Annotated in this window: 15 protein-coding genes; 12 read left to right on the plus strand and 3 right to left on the minus strand. The window is 62.6% G+C overall.

The window, feature by feature from the left end; translation table 11 throughout:
* Positions 1-218 precede the first annotated feature (218 nt).
* Genes metH through FXN63_RS00940 form a run of 3 tightly spaced genes read left to right on the plus strand, consistent with a single transcriptional unit; the run spans position 219 to position 4,746 of the window.
* Positions 219-4,004 carry a methionine synthase gene (metH, locus tag FXN63_RS00930; protein WP_148811967.1) on the plus strand — a complete coding sequence of 1,262 codons (3,786 nt, stop codon included), beginning with the start codon at positions 219-221 and terminating at the stop codon, positions 4,002-4,004.
* 11 nt (positions 4,005-4,015) lie between these two features.
* Positions 4,016-4,234: a DUF7661 family protein gene (locus tag FXN63_RS00935; protein ID WP_148811969.1), complete on the plus strand. Its 219-nt coding sequence runs from the start codon at positions 4,016-4,018 to the stop codon at positions 4,232-4,234.
* Complete coding sequence (locus FXN63_RS00940) at positions 4,231-4,746, plus strand: hypothetical protein (RefSeq protein WP_148811971.1); 516 nt, start codon at positions 4,231-4,233, stop codon at positions 4,744-4,746. The genes FXN63_RS00935 and FXN63_RS00940 overlap by 4 nt, the downstream gene beginning before the upstream one ends.
* 33 nt (positions 4,747-4,779) lie before the next feature.
* Here FXN63_RS00940 and FXN63_RS00945 read toward each other — a convergent pair whose 3' ends face one another.
* Positions 4,780-5,205, minus strand: coding sequence for a type II toxin-antitoxin system VapC family toxin (locus FXN63_RS00945; RefSeq protein ID WP_148811973.1), 426 nt, complete (start codon positions 5,203-5,205; stop codon positions 4,780-4,782).
* Positions 5,206-5,508 carry a hypothetical protein gene (locus FXN63_RS00950; RefSeq protein WP_148811975.1) on the minus strand — a complete coding sequence of 101 codons (303 nt, stop codon included), beginning with the start codon at positions 5,506-5,508 and terminating at the stop codon, positions 5,206-5,208.
* 406 nt (positions 5,509-5,914) lie between these two features.
* Here FXN63_RS00950 and FXN63_RS00955 point away from each other — a divergent pair, with 406 nt between their 5' ends.
* From FXN63_RS00955 to FXN63_RS00995, 9 genes are all read left to right on the plus strand, one after another.
* Positions 5,915-6,601 carry a helix-turn-helix domain-containing protein gene (locus FXN63_RS00955; protein WP_148811976.1) on the plus strand — a complete coding sequence of 229 codons (687 nt, stop codon included), beginning with the start codon at positions 5,915-5,917 and terminating at the stop codon, positions 6,599-6,601.
* Positions 6,602-6,829: 228 nt separating this feature from the next.
* The gene (locus FXN63_RS00960) at positions 6,830-7,582 is read left to right on the plus strand and encodes an ABC transporter substrate-binding protein (protein ID WP_148811978.1); all 753 of its coding nucleotides are present in this window, start codon (positions 6,830-6,832) and stop codon (positions 7,580-7,582) included.
* A gap of 123 nt (positions 7,583-7,705) precedes the next feature.
* The gene (locus tag FXN63_RS00965) at positions 7,706-8,356 is read left to right on the plus strand and encodes an amino acid ABC transporter permease (protein ID WP_148811980.1); all 651 of its coding nucleotides are present in this window, start codon (positions 7,706-7,708) and stop codon (positions 8,354-8,356) included.
* Positions 8,353-9,084, plus strand: coding sequence for an amino acid ABC transporter ATP-binding protein (locus FXN63_RS00970; RefSeq protein WP_148811982.1), 732 nt, complete (start codon positions 8,353-8,355; stop codon positions 9,082-9,084). The genes FXN63_RS00965 and FXN63_RS00970 overlap by 4 nt, the downstream gene beginning before the upstream one ends.
* A gap of 12 nt (positions 9,085-9,096) precedes the next feature.
* Positions 9,097-10,389, plus strand: coding sequence for an NAD(P)/FAD-dependent oxidoreductase (locus FXN63_RS00975; RefSeq protein WP_148811984.1), 1,293 nt, complete (start codon positions 9,097-9,099; stop codon positions 10,387-10,389).
* A 107-nt stretch (positions 10,390-10,496) separates the two neighbouring features.
* Positions 10,497-11,021, plus strand: a complete 525-nt coding sequence (locus tag FXN63_RS00980; protein WP_246164995.1) for a sigma-70 family RNA polymerase sigma factor — start codon at positions 10,497-10,499, stop codon at positions 11,019-11,021.
* A 102-nt stretch (positions 11,022-11,123) separates the two neighbouring features.
* Positions 11,124-12,080, plus strand: a complete 957-nt coding sequence (locus tag FXN63_RS00985; RefSeq protein ID WP_148811985.1) for a FecR domain-containing protein — start codon at positions 11,124-11,126, stop codon at positions 12,078-12,080.
* Between the two features lie 195 nt (positions 12,081-12,275).
* A complete protein-coding gene (locus FXN63_RS00990; RefSeq protein ID WP_246165140.1) occupies positions 12,276-13,787 on the plus strand; it encodes a TonB-dependent receptor in 1,512 nt (503 codons plus the stop codon).
* A 36-nt stretch (positions 13,788-13,823) separates the two neighbouring features.
* Positions 13,824-14,717: a TonB-dependent receptor gene (locus FXN63_RS00995; protein ID WP_342791263.1), complete on the plus strand. Its 894-nt coding sequence runs from the start codon at positions 13,824-13,826 to the stop codon at positions 14,715-14,717.
* A gap of 55 nt (positions 14,718-14,772) precedes the next feature.
* Here the strand turns inward: FXN63_RS00995 and FXN63_RS01000 are convergent, their stop codons facing one another.
* A complete protein-coding gene (locus tag FXN63_RS01000; RefSeq protein WP_148811991.1) occupies positions 14,773-15,846 on the minus strand; it encodes an NAD(P)H-dependent flavin oxidoreductase in 1,074 nt (357 codons plus the stop codon).
* Positions 15,847-15,949: the final 103 nt, after the last annotated feature.

The following is a 15,949-nucleotide window of genomic DNA, read 5'->3' on the forward strand; positions in this document are numbered from 1 at the left end:
TAAGTTTATTACCCACACTTATTACCAAGCTTGTTAGTCGCCTGATCTTGTGGTCATGCGGCTGCACCATCGCCCGCAAATTCGGGCACGCTGGACCTGCGCTGTTACCATAACCGGTTCGTCCTGACTCGCGCGATACCCCGCCGCGCAGCAGGCAACCCGGCAGTCTTCCGCCCCTTGCTGGAAGACCGCTGCCAGTCAGGTTTCAGGTGTCCGTCTTGTCCGCTTCCAGTCAGTTTTCCGCCCGCGCGTCCGAGCCCTTGCAATTTACCCGAGGTGCGGAATTTCCGCGTCTGCTGGCCGAGCGCATTCTTGTGCTCGATGGTGCCATGGGCACCATGATCCAGCAGTACAAACTGGGCGAAGCCGACTTCCGGGGCACCCGCTTCACGGATCATCACCAGGACGTGAAGGGCGACAACGAGTTGCTGACCCTGACGCGGCCCGACGTGATTCTGGAAATCCATCGCCAGTATCTGGCGGCGGGTGCCGACGTGCTGGAAACCAATACCTTCGGCGCAACGTCGATTGCCCAGGGTGACTATGACCTGCCCGGTATCGCCTACGAGCTGAACCTGGAATCCGCCAAGCTTGCGCGCATTGCCTGTGACGAGTTCTCGACGCCGGATCGCCCGCGCTTCGTGGCCGGTGCGCTCGGCCCACAGCCCAAGACGGCGTCGATCTCGCCGGACGTGAACGATCCGGGCGCGCGCAACATCACCTTCGAAGAACTGCGTGCGGCCTACGTCGAGCAGATGAACGGCCTGATGGACGGCGGCATCGACATCGTGCTGATCGAAACCATTTTCGACACCTTGAACGCCAAGGCCGCGATTTTTGCGGTGGAAGAAGTGTTCGAAGCGCGTGGCGAACGCCTGCCGGTGATGATCTCGGGCACCGTGACCGACGCCTCGGGCCGCATTCTGTCGGGCCAGACCGTAGAAGCATTCTGGAACTCGGTGCGCCACGCACGCCCGGTCACCATCGGTCTGAACTGCGCGCTGGGTGCGGCGTTGATGCGCCCGTATGTGGCCGAACTGTCGAAGATCGCCGATACCTTTGTCTGCGTGTACCCGAACGCCGGTCTGCCCAACCCGATGAGCGATACGGGTTTTGACGAACTGCCCGAAGACACCTCGCGCCTGCTGGAAGAGTTTGCCAAAGCCGGTTTCATGAACATGGCGGGCGGCTGCTGCGGCACGACGCCTGCGCACATCAAGGCAATTGCCGACAAGATTCGCGATCTGCCCACGCGCACGGTGCCGGTCATTGAACCCAAGCTGCGCCTGTCGGGCCTGGAGCCGCTCAACGTCGATGAAACCACGCTGTTCGTCAACGTGGGTGAGCGCACCAACGTCACCGGCAGCAAGATGTTTGCGCGCCTGATCCGCGAGGAAAGGTACGACGAAGCCTTGGCAGTGGCCCGCCAACAGGTGGAAAGCGGTGCGCAGATCATCGACATCAACATGGACGAGGCCATGCTGGATTCGGTGGCCTGCATGGCGCGCTTCCTGAACCTGATCGCGTCCGAGCCGGATATTTCGCGCGTGCCGGTGATGATCGACTCCAGCAAGTGGGAAGTCATCGAAGCGGGCCTGCGCTGCGTGCAGGGCAAGTCGGTGGTGAACTCGATTTCCATGAAGGAAGGCATCGAACCCTTCCTGCACCATGCACGCCTGTGCCGCCGTTATGGTGCTGCGGTGGTGGTGATGGCCTTCGATGAAGAAGGCCAGGCCGATACGCTGCAGCGCCGCAAGGACATCTGCGGCCGTGCCTACCAGCTGCTGGTGGAAGAAGTCGGTTTCCCGCCCGAAGACATCATCTTCGACCCGAACGTGTTTGCGGTGGCCACCGGCATCGATGAACACAATCACTACGCGGTGGACTTCATCGAAGGCACGCGCTGGATTCGCCAGAACCTGCCCTACGCCAAAATATCCGGCGGCATCTCGAACGTGAGCTTCTCGTTCCGTGGCAACGAGCCGGTGCGTGAAGCCATCCACACCGTGTTCCTGTACTACGCGATTCGCGAAGGCCTGACCATGGGCATCGTGAACGCAGGGCAGTTGGGTGTGTACGCCGAACTCGACCCCGCTTTGCGCGACCTCGTGGAAGACGTGGTGCTGGATCGCGCCAACCCGGTTGGCAAGACCGACCCGGCTGACGACCGCACCCCCACCGAGCGCTTGGTGCAGGCCGCCGAGACGGTGCGCAATTCGGGTGTGAAGAAAGAAGAAAACCTGGCTTGGCGCAGCCTGCCGGTAGGTGAGCGCCTGTCGCATGCGATGGTCAGCGGCATCACCACCTTCATTACGGAAGACACCGAGGAAGTGCGCGCGGAAATCGCAGCGCGTGGTGGCCGCCCGATCGAAGTGATCGAGGGCCCGCTGATGGCCGGCATGAACATCGTGGGTGACCTGTTCGGCGAGGGCAAGATGTTCCTGCCGCAGGTGGTGAAGTCGGCCCGCGTGATGAAGCAGGCCGTGGCGCATTTGATTCCTTTCATCGAAGAGGAAAAGAAGCAGGTCGAAGCCGCTGGCGGCGACGTGCGCCCCAAGGGCAAGATCGTGATTGCGACGGTCAAGGGCGACGTGCACGACATCGGCAAGAACATCGTGTCGGTTGTGCTTCAGTGCAATAACTTCGAAGTCGTGAACATGGGCGTGATGGTGCCGTGCGCGCAGATTCTGAAGGTGGCACGCGAAGAGGGCGCTGACATCATCGGCTTGTCGGGTCTGATCACGCCCAGCCTGGAAGAGATGGCCTATGTCGCGGCCGAAATGCAGCGCGACGACTACTTCCGCGAGCGCAACACGCCGCTGCTGATTGGTGGTGCCACCACCAGCCGGGTGCACACGGCCGTGAAGATCGCCCCGCATTACGAAGGCCCGGTGATCTACGTGTCGGACGCCAGCCGCTCGGTGGGCGTGGCGCAGAACCTGGTGTCGGACACCGCGAACACCTACCTGTCCGACCTGAAGGAAGAATACGAACGCGTGCGCACGCAGTACGCCACCCGCAAGGTCACCCCCGTGGTGCCGATTGCGGAAGCGCGCGCCAACAAACCCGTGATCGACTGGACCGGTTACGTGCCGCCGCGCCCGAAGTTCATTGGCCGTCGCATGTTCAAGAACTTCGACCTGGCCGAGCTGGTGGACTACATTGACTGGCAGCCCTTCTTCCAGACCTGGGACCTGCACGGCCCCTTCCCCGGGATTCTGACCGACGCGGTGGTCGGCGATTCCGCCAGCAAGGTCTATGAAGACGGCCGCGCCATGCTCAAGCGTGCAGTCGAGAGCCGCTGGCTGACCGCCAATGGCGTCGTGGCCTTCTACCCGGCCAACACCGTCAACGACGACGACATCGAGGTCTACACCGACGAGTCGCGCACCGAAGTGCTGTTCACCTGGACCAACCTGCGCCAGCAGACGGTCAAGCGTGAAGGCGTGGACAACAAGTGTCTGGCCGACTTCATCGCGCCCAAGTCCACCGGCATTGCCGACTACATCGGCCTGTTCGCGGTGACGTCCGGCATTGGCATCGACAAGAAAGAGGCCGACTTCGAGAAGCAGCACGACGACTACTCCAGCATCATGCTGAAGGCCATCGGCGATCGTTTTGCCGAAGCCTTCGCCGAGTGCATGCACGCGCGGGTGCGCAAAGACCTGTGGGGCTATCAGCCCGACGAGGCGCTGAGCAACGACGAACTGATCAAGGAAGCCTACCAAGGCATCCGACCGGCACCGGGTTACCCGGCCTGCCCCGAACACACGGTCAAGCGCGCCATGTTCGAGGTGCTGGGCTGCGAAGACATCGGCATGATCCTGACCGACAGCTACGCCATGTACCCGGCAGCCAGCGTGTCAGGCTTCTACTTCAGCCACCCGCAGTCGCAGTACTTCAACGTCGGCCGGATCGGTGAAGACCAGATCGCCGACTACGCCGCGCGCACGGGTCGCACCGAAGACGAACTGAAGCGGACCTTGATGAGCAGCCTGGGCTGACCGACGCAACGATGCTATTCGACATCTACGGAAGATTTCGCCTGGAAGTGGTGCGTGAGCGTGGCGAGTGGCGTGTCTATCGCCCCGGCGTCGGGACGCGGGGGCGCATGATCAGCCTCGTCATTCCGCCCGATGTCGCAGAAGGCGAACTGGAAACCTTTCTGGACGACATCTATCACGAGTACGGACGCGCGGGAGAAGTGGTCCGTCTGGTCAAGGTAGATGCATGACCAGCGTGGCGCGCAGCGTGTTCAAGCCTGTGCGCCGCGCAACGCTTGCGGCGTCGATGCTCGCCGCTTGCTCGGCTTGGGCCTTCGACCCTGCAGTGCCCACGGCCGAAGACCTGTTCAGCCCGGCCAGCGGTCCGGTGGTGCTGGGCCGATTTGTGGCGACGAAGACCGATCCTGCGGTTTTTGCTGTTGAAGATAGCCTGCGCGGCAATATCCCGACCGGCCAATACACCGTGTTCGAGACCGGCCGCATATCCCTGGAGGGTGGTCTGGCGGTGTTTGCGCTAAGTCGCCCCGACAAGCACTTCCCGCCGGGCCTGGCGGTGTTGCCAGTGGTCGAGATCGATCAGGTCAATCGCCAGCTCACCATTCCGATGGCAACCGCCTGGCGTTTCCGCGTGAGCAAGGACCGCCTGGATGACTTGCTGGGTTTTTCTACCCGCTTCGCGCCGATGGTGCAGGCGCTGCGCCACGGCGGCGAGTTTCCGGCCTGGGTGCCGGTCAAGCGCTGAATCATTGGTGCGCTTGTCGAGCGACGTTCAGTGTCATGACGATCGCAGCGGGTTGATTATCTTGATGCCTGCGAAGTCTTTTTCATTGTCCGTGACCACCACACAATCGTTCGCCTGGGCCACAGCAGCGATCACCATGTCGAATGGACTGCGCGGCCGCCCCGTCGCCGTTCCTTCCGCCATCAGCTTGGCCCAGATGAGCGCTGCCTTTTCGTCGAAAGCAAGTATTCGTCCCGCGAACAGTGCTGGAGGCCCATCGGTACCACTGAACCAGTTTTCCAGTTGATCGCGTTTTTTGCCCGCAGGTTTTTCCAGAATTCCGCGATGCAATTCCGCGATGGTCATCGCCGAGATGAACAGGTCCTCATCGATTTGCACACCCATCCAGGCGAGTAAGGATGGCGTTGGTATCGGCTTGGTGACGTTGCTGATGATGTTGGTATCAAGCAGATAGCGCATTCAAAGGTCCAGCTTACGGGCTGCGGTTTGGTCGCGTACGACCTCTATATCGGCTCCCACCATGGGCGACCGGCGCAGTCGCGCCAGAATGCCACCCGGTTTTTGGGGGGCTCCATTCACCGTATTGACGAGGTTAGATCGCAGTTGTGCCGCTTGCGCATCGTTTTGTGTAAGACGTTTGGCCAGAGCGCGGATCAGTTCACGATCGCTATCCAGTCCAAGCACTTCAAAGCGACGCAAGCCTTGCTCTTGAAGCCGGGCGCGGTAGTTCCCCAGTGCGCGTTTTTGTGAGGTGCTTGCCATATGAGCTCTCCTGTTTCCTGAAATATATCCAGATATAAGTGTCTTGTAAATCGGTTTTACGTTCTGTGGACTTGGCGCGAAGCGTTCGAGTTGAACTGTCAAGGATTCCCTGACAGTTGCTTCTCGGCTTAATTGTTTAAGTTCTATTGGACTGATGGCTTCACACAGTTCAAGTCCTGTCGCTGAAAGCTGGTCGCGAATTTTGCCAATCTGGCCTTACCCCCAACTCCTGCCAGAAGCGATCCCAGCGTCCCCTCCGTAAAAACCCGTCCCCCGGGTTTCTTCTCGTTCGCGAAAAATCGGCACCACGTAGACTGGCCCACAAGTTGCTTGTGAAAATTACACAAGCAACATATGCGCAGCCTCTTACCCAGGCTTTTACGCTCACCACTGGAGATTTCCAGGCATGACGCAACACGCATCACCGGTCGCCACCTCACACGATGCCTCGCTTCCAGCAGGGTTGGGCACGCCAACGGTGCATGCGAACGATCTGGGTGCACCCGTGCAGCGCATCAGCTCGGTTATCGACCTGTGGGTGGGTGAACAGTTGCGCCAGCGTCGCAAGGCGCAGGGGCATTCCTTGCAGCAAGTGGCTGCGTCCTGCGAGATTTCCGTCAGCCTGCTGAGCCAGATCGAACGCGGCCTGCGTTCAGTGTCGCCGCGCACGCTGGAAGCCTTGTCCGTCGCGTTGCAACTGCCGCTGGAAACGCTCAGCCGCAACATCCAGCCCAGTGAAGGCGAGGCCGATGGCTCGGTGGTGCGTGCGGGCCGACATCGTCGTCTGGATCAGGAAGACCGGCGCATCTGCAAAGAGAACCTGACCCCGCCTGCCGCAAGTGGCGGCATCGAGATGTACCGCGCCTTGATTCAGCCTGGCGGTTCGACCGGCGAGGCACTGTTCATGACCCACAAGGGGGAACAGATTGGCTACGTGATGGAAGGCCAGCTGGAACTCTTGATCGAAGACCGCCTGCACAAGCTGCTGGCGGGTGACAGCTTTTGCTACGACGGTGGCTCGCCGCGACGATGGCGCAACCCGGGTCCGACATCGACCACGGTGTTGTGGGCGATCCCGAAGGTGCAGCGATGACTGCTTGTGTCCCGTCGCGTGTCACAAGCGGTCCGTTCTGCTCAACACGCGATCCTTTGTCTGATTCATCACCCGATTCCCTGCTCGATTCCCGGCTTTATTCAGTACCGCTTTCAACGACGACGACCCTGACCACGACGACCCCCTGACGGCCAACCCCCACCACGCCGCGAGGCCCGGCCACCCTCGATCACGGCTTGACGCTACCCCCACGGAAGGATGTGCACCATGAAATTCGCGCTTCTTGCAGCTTCGCTGATCAGCTCTTTTGCCCTGTCCCTGCCGGCCCATGCCCAGCAGCCGGTGATGAAAGTCGCCTCTACGCCGACGGGTAGTCCGTTCACCTTCCTGGACACGTCCACCAACAAGATCGAAGGCGTGATGGTCGACATCTCGAACGCCATCGGCAAAGAGTCCGGCTTCACCGTGCAGATCGAGCCGATGCAGTTCTCGGCACTGCTGGGCTCGCTGACATCCAAGCGGGTCGACATGATCTCGGCTGCGATGTTCATCACCCCGGCACGCCAGGAAGTGGTCGACTTCTCGCAGCCGATCTACACCTATGGTGAAGGCGTGGTCGTGATGAAGAAGGACACGGGTGCCTACACCTCGTTTGCCGACTTCAAGGGTAAGCGCATGGGTGTGCAGATCGGTACGGCCTTTGTCGAACCGATGCAGAAAAGCGGTCTGTTCAGCGAAGTGAAGCTGTATGAAACCACCGCCGACCTGATGCGTGATGCCAACGCCGGCCGTATCGATGCGGGTGTGCTCGACTACCCGATTGCCGCCTATGCCGTATCCAACGGCAAGTTCCCTGAGCTGCGTATGGTCGATACCTACAAGCCCACCATCGTCAACAGCGTGGGCATTGCCACCGCCAAGGGCAACACGGAACTGATGGGCAAGATCAACACTTCGCTGACCAAGCTCAAGGCAGACGGCACCATCGACAAGATCCTGAAGAAGTGGGGCCTCCAGTAATCCCGCTGGCGATGCATCTACGCGGCTGACGCAGCGCAGACCCCGGTCTGCCTGCTGCATCTGCCGCGGACCGGCGACGGCGTTCGATCCCGTCGCCGCTTTCTTTCCCCGCCCGAGAAGTTCATGCCCAAATTCCTGATCAACGCCTGGGAGTTTTTCCCGATCCTGCTCCAGGGTGCCACGCTGACCATTCTGGTTGCCATCGGCTCGCTGGTGTTCTCGACGCTGCTCGGCCTGGTCTGGGCCCTGATGCGCGTGTCCGGCATTCCGTTCCTGGCCAAGTTCAGCGCCGGTGTCATCAACGTGCTGCGCGGCATCCCGATCATCGTGTTGCTGTTCTATCTGTACTTCGTGCTGCCCGACCTGGGCATCTCATTGACGGCATTGCAGGCGTCGATCATCGGCTTGGGCATTGCCTATTCTGCGTATCAGGCCGAGAACTTCCGCGCCGCCATTGAATCGATCGATCCCGGCCAGATCGAGGCCGCGCAGGCCATGGGCATGGGCTGGGGCATGACCATGCGCCGCGTGGTGTTGCCGCAAGCCCTGAAGGTGGCGCTGCCGCCCTACGGCAACATCATGATCATGATGCTGAAGGACTCGTCGCAGGCGTCCACCATTACCGTGGCGGAGCTGGCCTTGCAGGGCAAGCTGATCGCCACATCCACCTTCCAGAACACCACGGTCTTCACCATGGTGGCCTTGATGTACCTCGTGATGTGCATACCGCTGATCCTGCTGGTGCGTCATCTTGAAAAGCGGAGCAAGCAATGATCGAGATTCGCGGACTGCAAAAATCCTACGGCAGCCACCAGGTCATCAAGGGCATCGACCTGTCCATCGCCAAGGGCGAAGTGGTGTGCATCGTGGGTCCGTCAGGCTCAGGTAAATCGACCATTCTGCGCTGCATCAACGGGCTGGAGGACTACCAGGGCGGCAGTATCGAGGTGCTGGGCCAGCGGGTGGACAACAAGTCCAAAAGCATCAAGGCGATTCGTACCGAAGTGTCGATGGTGTTCCAGCGCTTCAACCTGTTCCCGCACCGCACCGCCTTGGAAAACGTGATCGAAGGCCCGGTGTTCGTGAAGGGCGAAGCGCGCGAAACCGCGATTGCACGCGGCAAGGAATTGTTGGCCAGCGTGGGTCTGGCCGACAAGGAAAACAACAAGCCGCCGCAGCTGTCGGGCGGCCAGCAGCAGCGTGTGGCCATTGCTCGTGCCTTGGCGATGCAGCCTGAAGCCATTTTGTTTGACGAGCCGACCTCGGCGCTCGACCCGGAATTGGTGGGTGAAGTGCTGGGTGTGATGCGCAAGCTGGCGGAAGCCGGCATGACCATGGTGGTGGTCACCCACGAAATGCAGTTTGCCCGCGAAGTGGCCGACCGCGTGATGTTCATCGACGGTGGGGTGATCGTGGAACAAGGGCCGCCGTCTGACGTGCTGAATGCTCCCCAACACCCGCGCACGCAGGACTTCCTGCGGCGTGTGCTTCACCCGATGTGATGGACGGCGACCATGTCTGAGAATTACTTTCCGCTTGAGCCATCTCTGTGGGCGGCGACCGCCGTGCCGCCGCCCGCGACTACGCCGCTGGACGGCAGCATCCAGGCGGACGTGGTGGTGGTCGGGGCCGGGTTCTGCGGCCTGAGCACTGCGCTGCATCTGGCCGAACGTGGCGTGCGTGTGGTGGTGCTGGAAGCGCGTCAGATCGGCTTTGGTGGGTCGGGGCGCAATGGGGGCCAGGTGATCCCCGGCATCAAGTACGACCCCAGCGAAATGCTGGCCATGTTCGGGCCGGAGAAGGGTCAGAAGCTGGTCGATTTTGCGGCGGGCACGGCCGATACCGTGTTCGATCTGATCGCCAGGCACAACATGAATGTGCCCTTGTCGCGACAGGGGTGGATTCAAGGCGCGCACAATGCCGATGCCGTGAAATTGGCCGAACGCCGCGTGCGTGATTGGCAGAAGCAGGGGGTGGCCGCAAAGCTGTTGGACCGCGCAGAGGTATCGCGTCTGATCGGCACCGACAAGTACCTGGGCGGCTGGGTCGATCCGCGTGGCGGCGGGGTGCAACCACTGAGCTATGTGCGTGAACTGGCGCGGGTGGCGCAGGCGGCGGGTGTGGTGATTCATACCGATACGCCTGTCACGGCGATGGCGCAGCAAGGCGGCAAGTGGACGTTGACCACGCCGCGCGGCCAGGTCAGCGCCGAACGTGTGGTGCTGGCCACCAACGGCTACACCGACGACCTGTGGCCGCAGTTGCGCAAGACCATCATCGCGGCCAATTCCTTCCAGGTGGCGACCAAGCCGCTGCCGGAATCGCTGCGCAAGCGCATCTTGCCGGAAGGTCACGTTACGTCGGACGCGCGCAATCTGCTGCTGTACTACCGCATCGATCACACCGGCCGATTGATGATGGGCGGGCGTGGCACCTTCAACGAACCAGATCCCGCACAGACCGACAACTGGTCGCACCTGGAACGGGTGATCGGCAAGCTGTTCCCGGATGCTGCGGGCATCGGCTTCGACTATCGCTGGTGCGGCCATGTGGCGGTTACGCGCGACTACCTGCCGCATTTGCACGAGCCTGCGCCGGGGCTGTTGATCGACATCGGTTGCCAGGGACGCGGCGTGGGTCTGCAGACGCGCATGGGGCAGGCGATGGCGAATTATCTGGTCAGCCGCAAAGCGGAAGACCTGCCTGTATCACCCACGCCGATCAAGCCGTTCCCGTTCTTCGGGCTGCGTCGTTTTTACGTAGGCGCGGTGGTGGCGTATTACCGGATGACCGACGGCGGGGTGTAAGCGCACTTCCCAGGATGGCGCGGGCTGGCTAAGATGTGAATAAATCTTATTAACATCTGACCAGCCCGCATTGCATCCGGGCGCGGTGTTCTGGCTGCGTCGTCTCCGTGTCATCCTCATTCCTTCCTGCCGCAAGAAACGGATCGCCGGATGTCGATGGCATCGGCGCGCTCTACGCTGCACACCAACCCTGGTTGCAACGCTGGTTGCGCGGCAAACTGGACTGCCAGCACCACGCTGCCGACATTGCGCAAGACACCTTCGTGCGCGTGCTCGGCAAGGCCGAGCCGGTCGAGATGCGCGAACCGCGTTCCTACCTGGCTCGCATTGCGCAGGGCTTGGTCTACGACTACCGGCGTCGGCAGAAGCTGGAACAGCTTTACCTGGACGCGCTGGCGCAGCTGCCCGAGGCCCACGCGCCGTCGCCCGAAACCCGTGCGTTGCACCTGGAAGCCCTGGTCGAACTCGACGCTTTGCTGGACCGCCTGCCCACCCCCGTGCGCAAGGCCTTCCTGCTGTCGCAGCTGTCGGGACTGAGCCATGCCGAAATCGCCGCCGAACTGAAAATATCGGTCGCGACGGTCAAGCGCCATATCGTCCGGGCGGTCGTGCAGTGTTGTCTTGATGCGTGAAGCCTCATCCCTGATGCCTGACGCACGGTTCCCGATGCGCAATCAGCACGCCATCCGTCAGGGCGCTTTTGCCATCCCCATGCTTTCCTGTCCGCGCGCAGCATGATGCAGCCGCGTATCGATGCATCGGTGATTCGCCAGGCCGCCGAGTGGCTGGTGACCTTGCAGTCCGACGAGGTGACGCCGCGTATGCGCCATGCCTGGCAGCAATGGCGCGAGGCCCATGCCGACCACGAGGCGGCCTGGCAACGGGTGCAGTCGCTGGCCGGCAAACTGCGCAGCGTGCCCGAGCCGCTGGCTCATGCCACGCTTGCACCCGCTGCCAGGTCGTCGTCACGCCGGCGGGCCGTCAAGCTGTTGACGCTGCTGGCCATGGCAAGCGGCACAGGCGTACTGGTGTCGCAGCAAGCCCCTACCTGGACGGCCGACCAGCGCACGCGCGTCGGCCAGCGCGGCCAGACGGTGTTGCCTGACGGCTCACGGGTCGACCTGAATACCGACAGCGCCATCGATATCCGTTTCAGCGATCTTGAACGCCGGGTGGTCTTGGTACGCGGCGAAATACTGGTGACCACTGCACGCGACCCCGCCGCCAAAGCGCGGCCCTTCCTGGTTGAAACCAGCTATGGCAGCTTGCGAGCGCTGGGTACGCGTTTCTCGGTGCGCCTGTTTGAGAATCACTGTGAGCTGCAGGTGTTCGAAGGCGCAATCGACGTGCAACCGGGGCAGGGCACGTCCCGCGTCGTCAATGCCGGCGAGCGGGTACGGGTAAGCGCTGTCGGGGTCACGCTTGCCGGGCCGGCGCAAGCAGGCAGCACGGCCTGGACGCAGGGCATGTTGCTGGCCAATGACCTGCCGCTGGGCGCTTTCCTGGCCGAACTTGGCCGGCATCGCCAGGGGTATCTGGGATGCGATCCGGCCGTCGCACGCCTGAAAGTTTCCGGGTCTTATCCGCTGGTCGATACCGACCGGATTCTGTCGGTGCTGCAAACCGATCTGCCGATCGAGGTGCAGCGTTTCACGCCTTATTGGACACGGGTGCGGCCGTCATCGGCGTAAGTGGGACGGCAGCAAAACGCAGCAAACCCACGTTCAGAAAAGCACGTCAGAAAAGCACGCCAGAAAACATCACCCACAACGCCAGCAAAAAAATTCGTCGACACCTGAGCTGTTTTGATTTCTCGTGCGGCGTGTCAGGTAGGGAGCCAATTCCCTGACTCGCAAAAGGAACATGACGTGGCGGATGGCAAGGTGATGCAGGCTAAATCGGTGGCAGGGGCGTCGGCCCGCGCTGGAGCGACAAACACCAGGGGGCGTGCCGCACCCGTACTGCTGGCGGCAGCCATGCTGCTGGCACCGATGGCCATCCACGCGCAGGAAACCAGTGCGCGCAGCTACGCGTTGCCTGCCAGCGCGCTGGACACGGCGCTGACCCGCTTCGGCAACGACGCCGGCATTCTGCTCAGCTTCGACAGCACGCTGACCGCCAGCAAATCCACGACGGGTCTGCGCGGCACTTATACCGTGTCGCAAGGCTTGGCAGCCTTGCTGGCCGGCACGGGCCTTGAAGCCGCCCAGCGCCCCGACGGCAGCTACACGCTGCGACGTGCGCCTGCTGCGGCGGGCCCTGCCGGGGCGGCTGTACTGCCCGCCGTCACGGTGACCGGTTCTGCCTACAGTGTGGCGCGCAGCGAATTGCCCGCCCCCTACGCGGGTGGTCAGGTGGCGCGCGGTGCCGGTGCCGGCGTGCTGGGTACCCGTGACTTGCTCGACACGCCGTTTGCGGTCACCAGCTTCACGGAAAAGACCATCAAGGATCAGCAGGCGCAAAGCGTGGCCGATGTCGTTGTCAATGACGCATCGGTGCGCAACGTGGACCCTACCAACACCGGGTACGCCAACACCTATACCGTGCGCGGCTTGATTCTGGGCAACGGGTCGATTGCCTTGGGCGGCCTGTTCGGCCTGGCCCCGAACAACCAGACCACGCTCGCCGGCATTGAACGTGTCGAGGTGATGAAAGGCCCGACCGCCTTTCTGAACGGCATGTCGCCCAGCGGCACGGCAGGCGCCATCAACCTGGTGCCTAAGCGCGCCGGGGAAACGGCACTGACCGAATTCACCGCCAGCTATATGTCGGACTCTCAGGTGGGTGGCCACCTGGATGTGGGTCGCCGCTTCGGGGTCGACAATGCGTTCGGGGTCCGTGTGAATGGCCTGTACCGAAACGGCGATACCTCGGTCGACGGACAGTCGCAGAAGCTGAGCGCGGGGTCGGTGGGCCTGGACTTCCGCCATGAACGCGTGCGCCTGTCTGCCGATGCGGGTTACCAGAAGATCGACACCGACCGCGCCAACAGCACGATCGCGCCGCAGGTCGGTCAGTTGGTTCCTGACTCGCCAAGCGCCAGCAAGAGCTTCATGTCGCCCTGGAATCTTGTCGAGACGACCGACTACTTCGGCCTGGTGCGCGGCGAATTCGACGTGTCGCCCTCGCACACCATTTACGCCAGCATGGGCAAGAGCCACAACGACTGGAAGCAGATACTCGACTTCGGCACCTTGTTGCGCAGCAATGGGGACTTTCGCAGCACGTCGAACCTGAACTACACCGGTATCGACCGCACGGTGGCCGAAATCGGCTGGCGCGGGCGTGTTGCCACCGGGCCGGTACAGCACGAGTTCAACGTGGGGGCCAACCGCTACCGCGCCGATCGCACCAGCGTGGGCACCATCGGCCTGGGCACCATTGCGTCGAACATCTAGCGCCCGGTCTTCAATGCCGCACCCACGATCCCGTCCCTGGGCCGCAAGCGCGCCAGCGACACGGTCTTGTCGGGTGTGGTGCTGTCCGACACGCTGTCGATTCTTGACGAGCGCGCACAGCTGACGCTGGGCGTGCGCAAGCAGAACATCTCGGCCGACAACTACAGCATCGTCACAGGTGCCAAGACCACCACTTACGACCAGAGCAAGCTGACGCCGGTGGTGGGGCTGGTGATCAAGCCCGTGCAGAACGTGGCGGTGTATGGCAATTACATCGAAGGTCTGCAGCAAGGGACTATTGTGGGCAACAGCTACGCCAATGCCGGCGAGGCGCTTGCTCCCTTCATGTCCAAGCAGATCGAGGCCGGTGTGAAGATCGATTCCGGGGTGATCAGCACCACGGTCAGCGTGTTCCAGATCACCCAGGCGGCGGGCATTGCCAACGCGGCGACCAACACCTTCACCAGCAGTGGTGAACAGCGCAATCGTGGCCTGGAACTGAACGTGGTAGGTGAGCCAATGCGCGGCGTGCGTCTGCTGGGCGGCGTCCTGTTGCTGGATGCCGATCTGACCGAGACGGCCAACGGGCAATTCAACGGCAAGACCGCACCGGGCGCGGCGCGCACCAACCTGACGATCGGTGCCGAATGGGACACGCCTTTCGTGCCTGGTCTGACGCTGACATCGCGGGTAATCCACACCGGCAAGCAATATGTCGATGCGGCCAACACCCAGACCCTGAAATCGTGGGCTACCGTCGACCTGGGCGCACGCTACACGCTGCGTGGCCCGGGCGGCAATCCCATGATCCTGCGTGCCAGCCTGCGCAATGTGTTCGGGGAAAACTACTGGATGACGTATCCGGGTGCCGGCACGCTCAATCGCAGCGAAGGACGCACCGTATTGCTGTCGGCCACGATGGGGTTCTAAGCCCGTCCCGACGCCGGGTATGCCGCCCGGCGTCGAGCACCCGCATGTGCAGCGATCAGATCGCTTGCGCCTGCTGGGCGGCGCGCGTCTCCGCCACCAAGGTCTGCACCAGTTCTGTGGCCGGCAATGCACGCGCCAGCCCCGCTGCCTGACCGGCCCACTGTACCGAGAAATCATGGTTGCCCTTGGCCACGGCAGCGGCCACCAATGCCTTGCCCGCGTGGTACGGCAGCGGGTAGTCGGGAATGGTCGGCGCGGTGGGGCCGCCCACCTCCAGATGGAAGCGATTCACGATGCCGCGCGCCGAGCGGCCCGATATCGCTGCGGTCAGTCCGGTGCGCAAAGCGCGCGCGCTTTGCAGCGCGTCGCGGTAGGCCGCATTGGCCGACGATTCCGGTGTCAGGATGAACGCCGTGCCCAACTGTGCCGCCTGTGCGCCCAGGGTCAGCGCAGCCGCAATCCCTTGCCCGTCCATGATGCCGCCTGCGGCCACCACGGGCACAGCGGTCTTGGCTGCGATCAGGCGCGTCAGTGCAAAGGTGCCAATGCCGGCGTCCCCGTGTTCCGGGTCGAACACGCCACGGTGGCCACCTGCCTCGGTGCCCTGCGCCACGATGACATCGATGCCGGCCGCTTCGACCTGCAACGCTTCCGCCAAGGTGGTGGCGCTGGCAAACAGCACGATGCCAGCGGCCTTCAATGCCGCAATCGCATCCGCCGAGGGTAGGCCGAAGTGGAAGCTGAGCACCGGCGGCGCCGCTGCGACCAGCGCGTCCACCATCGCGTCGTTGTCCACCAAGGTGTAGTAAGGCGATGCCAGCGGAGACGGCGGCGTTGCACCGAACTCATCGAACCAGGGTTTCATGTGCGCAAGCCACGCGGCCTCGGTTGCCGCGTTGGCGACTTCCGGGCGGTGGCAGAACATGTTCACGTTGAAAGGCTTGTCGGTCAGCGCGCGGATCTCGGCAATCATCGCGGTCGCCTGTTCGGGCGTGCTGGCGCTGATGCCCACCGACCCCAGCCCACCTGCGTTGGACACCGTCGCCGCCAGCGCCGGGTTGGACACGCCCAACATGGGGGCCTGGATGATGGGGTAAGCGATGCCGAGGCGGGTGGTGAGTGCGGTCATGTCTGACGTCCCTGGGATGAGATAAACGCGGCTAGATGCAAACGGGTAGATACAAGCGGGTAAATGCAAGGTGCAGCGTGTGCCCGGACAAAGGAACGGTAGG

It is taken from the genome of Pigmentiphaga aceris (assembly GCF_008119665.1).
Lineage (GTDB): Bacteria > Pseudomonadota > Gammaproteobacteria > Burkholderiales > Burkholderiaceae_B > Pigmentiphaga > Pigmentiphaga aceris.

Excerpts from the sequence above, each read along its gene's own strand:
- FXN63_RS00935 (WP_148811969.1), top strand. The coding sequence starts at position 4,016 with ATGCTATTCGACATCTACGGAAGATTTCGCCTGGAAGTGGTGCGTGAG.
- FXN63_RS00940 (WP_148811971.1), top strand. The coding sequence starts at position 4,231 with ATGACCAGCGTGGCGCGCAGCGTGTTCAAGCCTGTGCGCCGCGCAACG.
- FXN63_RS00945 (WP_148811973.1), bottom strand. The coding sequence starts at position 5,205 with ATGCGCTATCTGCTTGATACCAACATCATCAGCAACGTCACCAAGCCG.
- FXN63_RS00950 (WP_148811975.1), bottom strand. The coding sequence starts at position 5,508 with ATGGCAAGCACCTCACAAAAACGCGCACTGGGGAACTACCGCGCCCGG.
- FXN63_RS00955 (WP_148811976.1), top strand. The coding sequence starts at position 5,915 with ATGACGCAACACGCATCACCGGTCGCCACCTCACACGATGCCTCGCTT.
- FXN63_RS00960 (WP_148811978.1), top strand. The coding sequence starts at position 6,830 with ATGAAATTCGCGCTTCTTGCAGCTTCGCTGATCAGCTCTTTTGCCCTG.
- FXN63_RS00965 (WP_148811980.1), top strand. The coding sequence starts at position 7,706 with ATGCCCAAATTCCTGATCAACGCCTGGGAGTTTTTCCCGATCCTGCTC.
- FXN63_RS00970 (WP_148811982.1), top strand. The coding sequence starts at position 8,353 with ATGATCGAGATTCGCGGACTGCAAAAATCCTACGGCAGCCACCAGGTC.
- FXN63_RS00975 (WP_148811984.1), top strand. The coding sequence starts at position 9,097 with ATGTCTGAGAATTACTTTCCGCTTGAGCCATCTCTGTGGGCGGCGACC.
- FXN63_RS00985 (WP_148811985.1), top strand. The coding sequence starts at position 11,124 with ATGATGCAGCCGCGTATCGATGCATCGGTGATTCGCCAGGCCGCCGAG.
- FXN63_RS00990 (WP_246165140.1), top strand. The coding sequence starts at position 12,276 with ATGCAGGCTAAATCGGTGGCAGGGGCGTCGGCCCGCGCTGGAGCGACA.
- FXN63_RS01000 (WP_148811991.1), bottom strand. The coding sequence starts at position 15,846 with ATGACCGCACTCACCACCCGCCTCGGCATCGCTTACCCCATCATCCAG.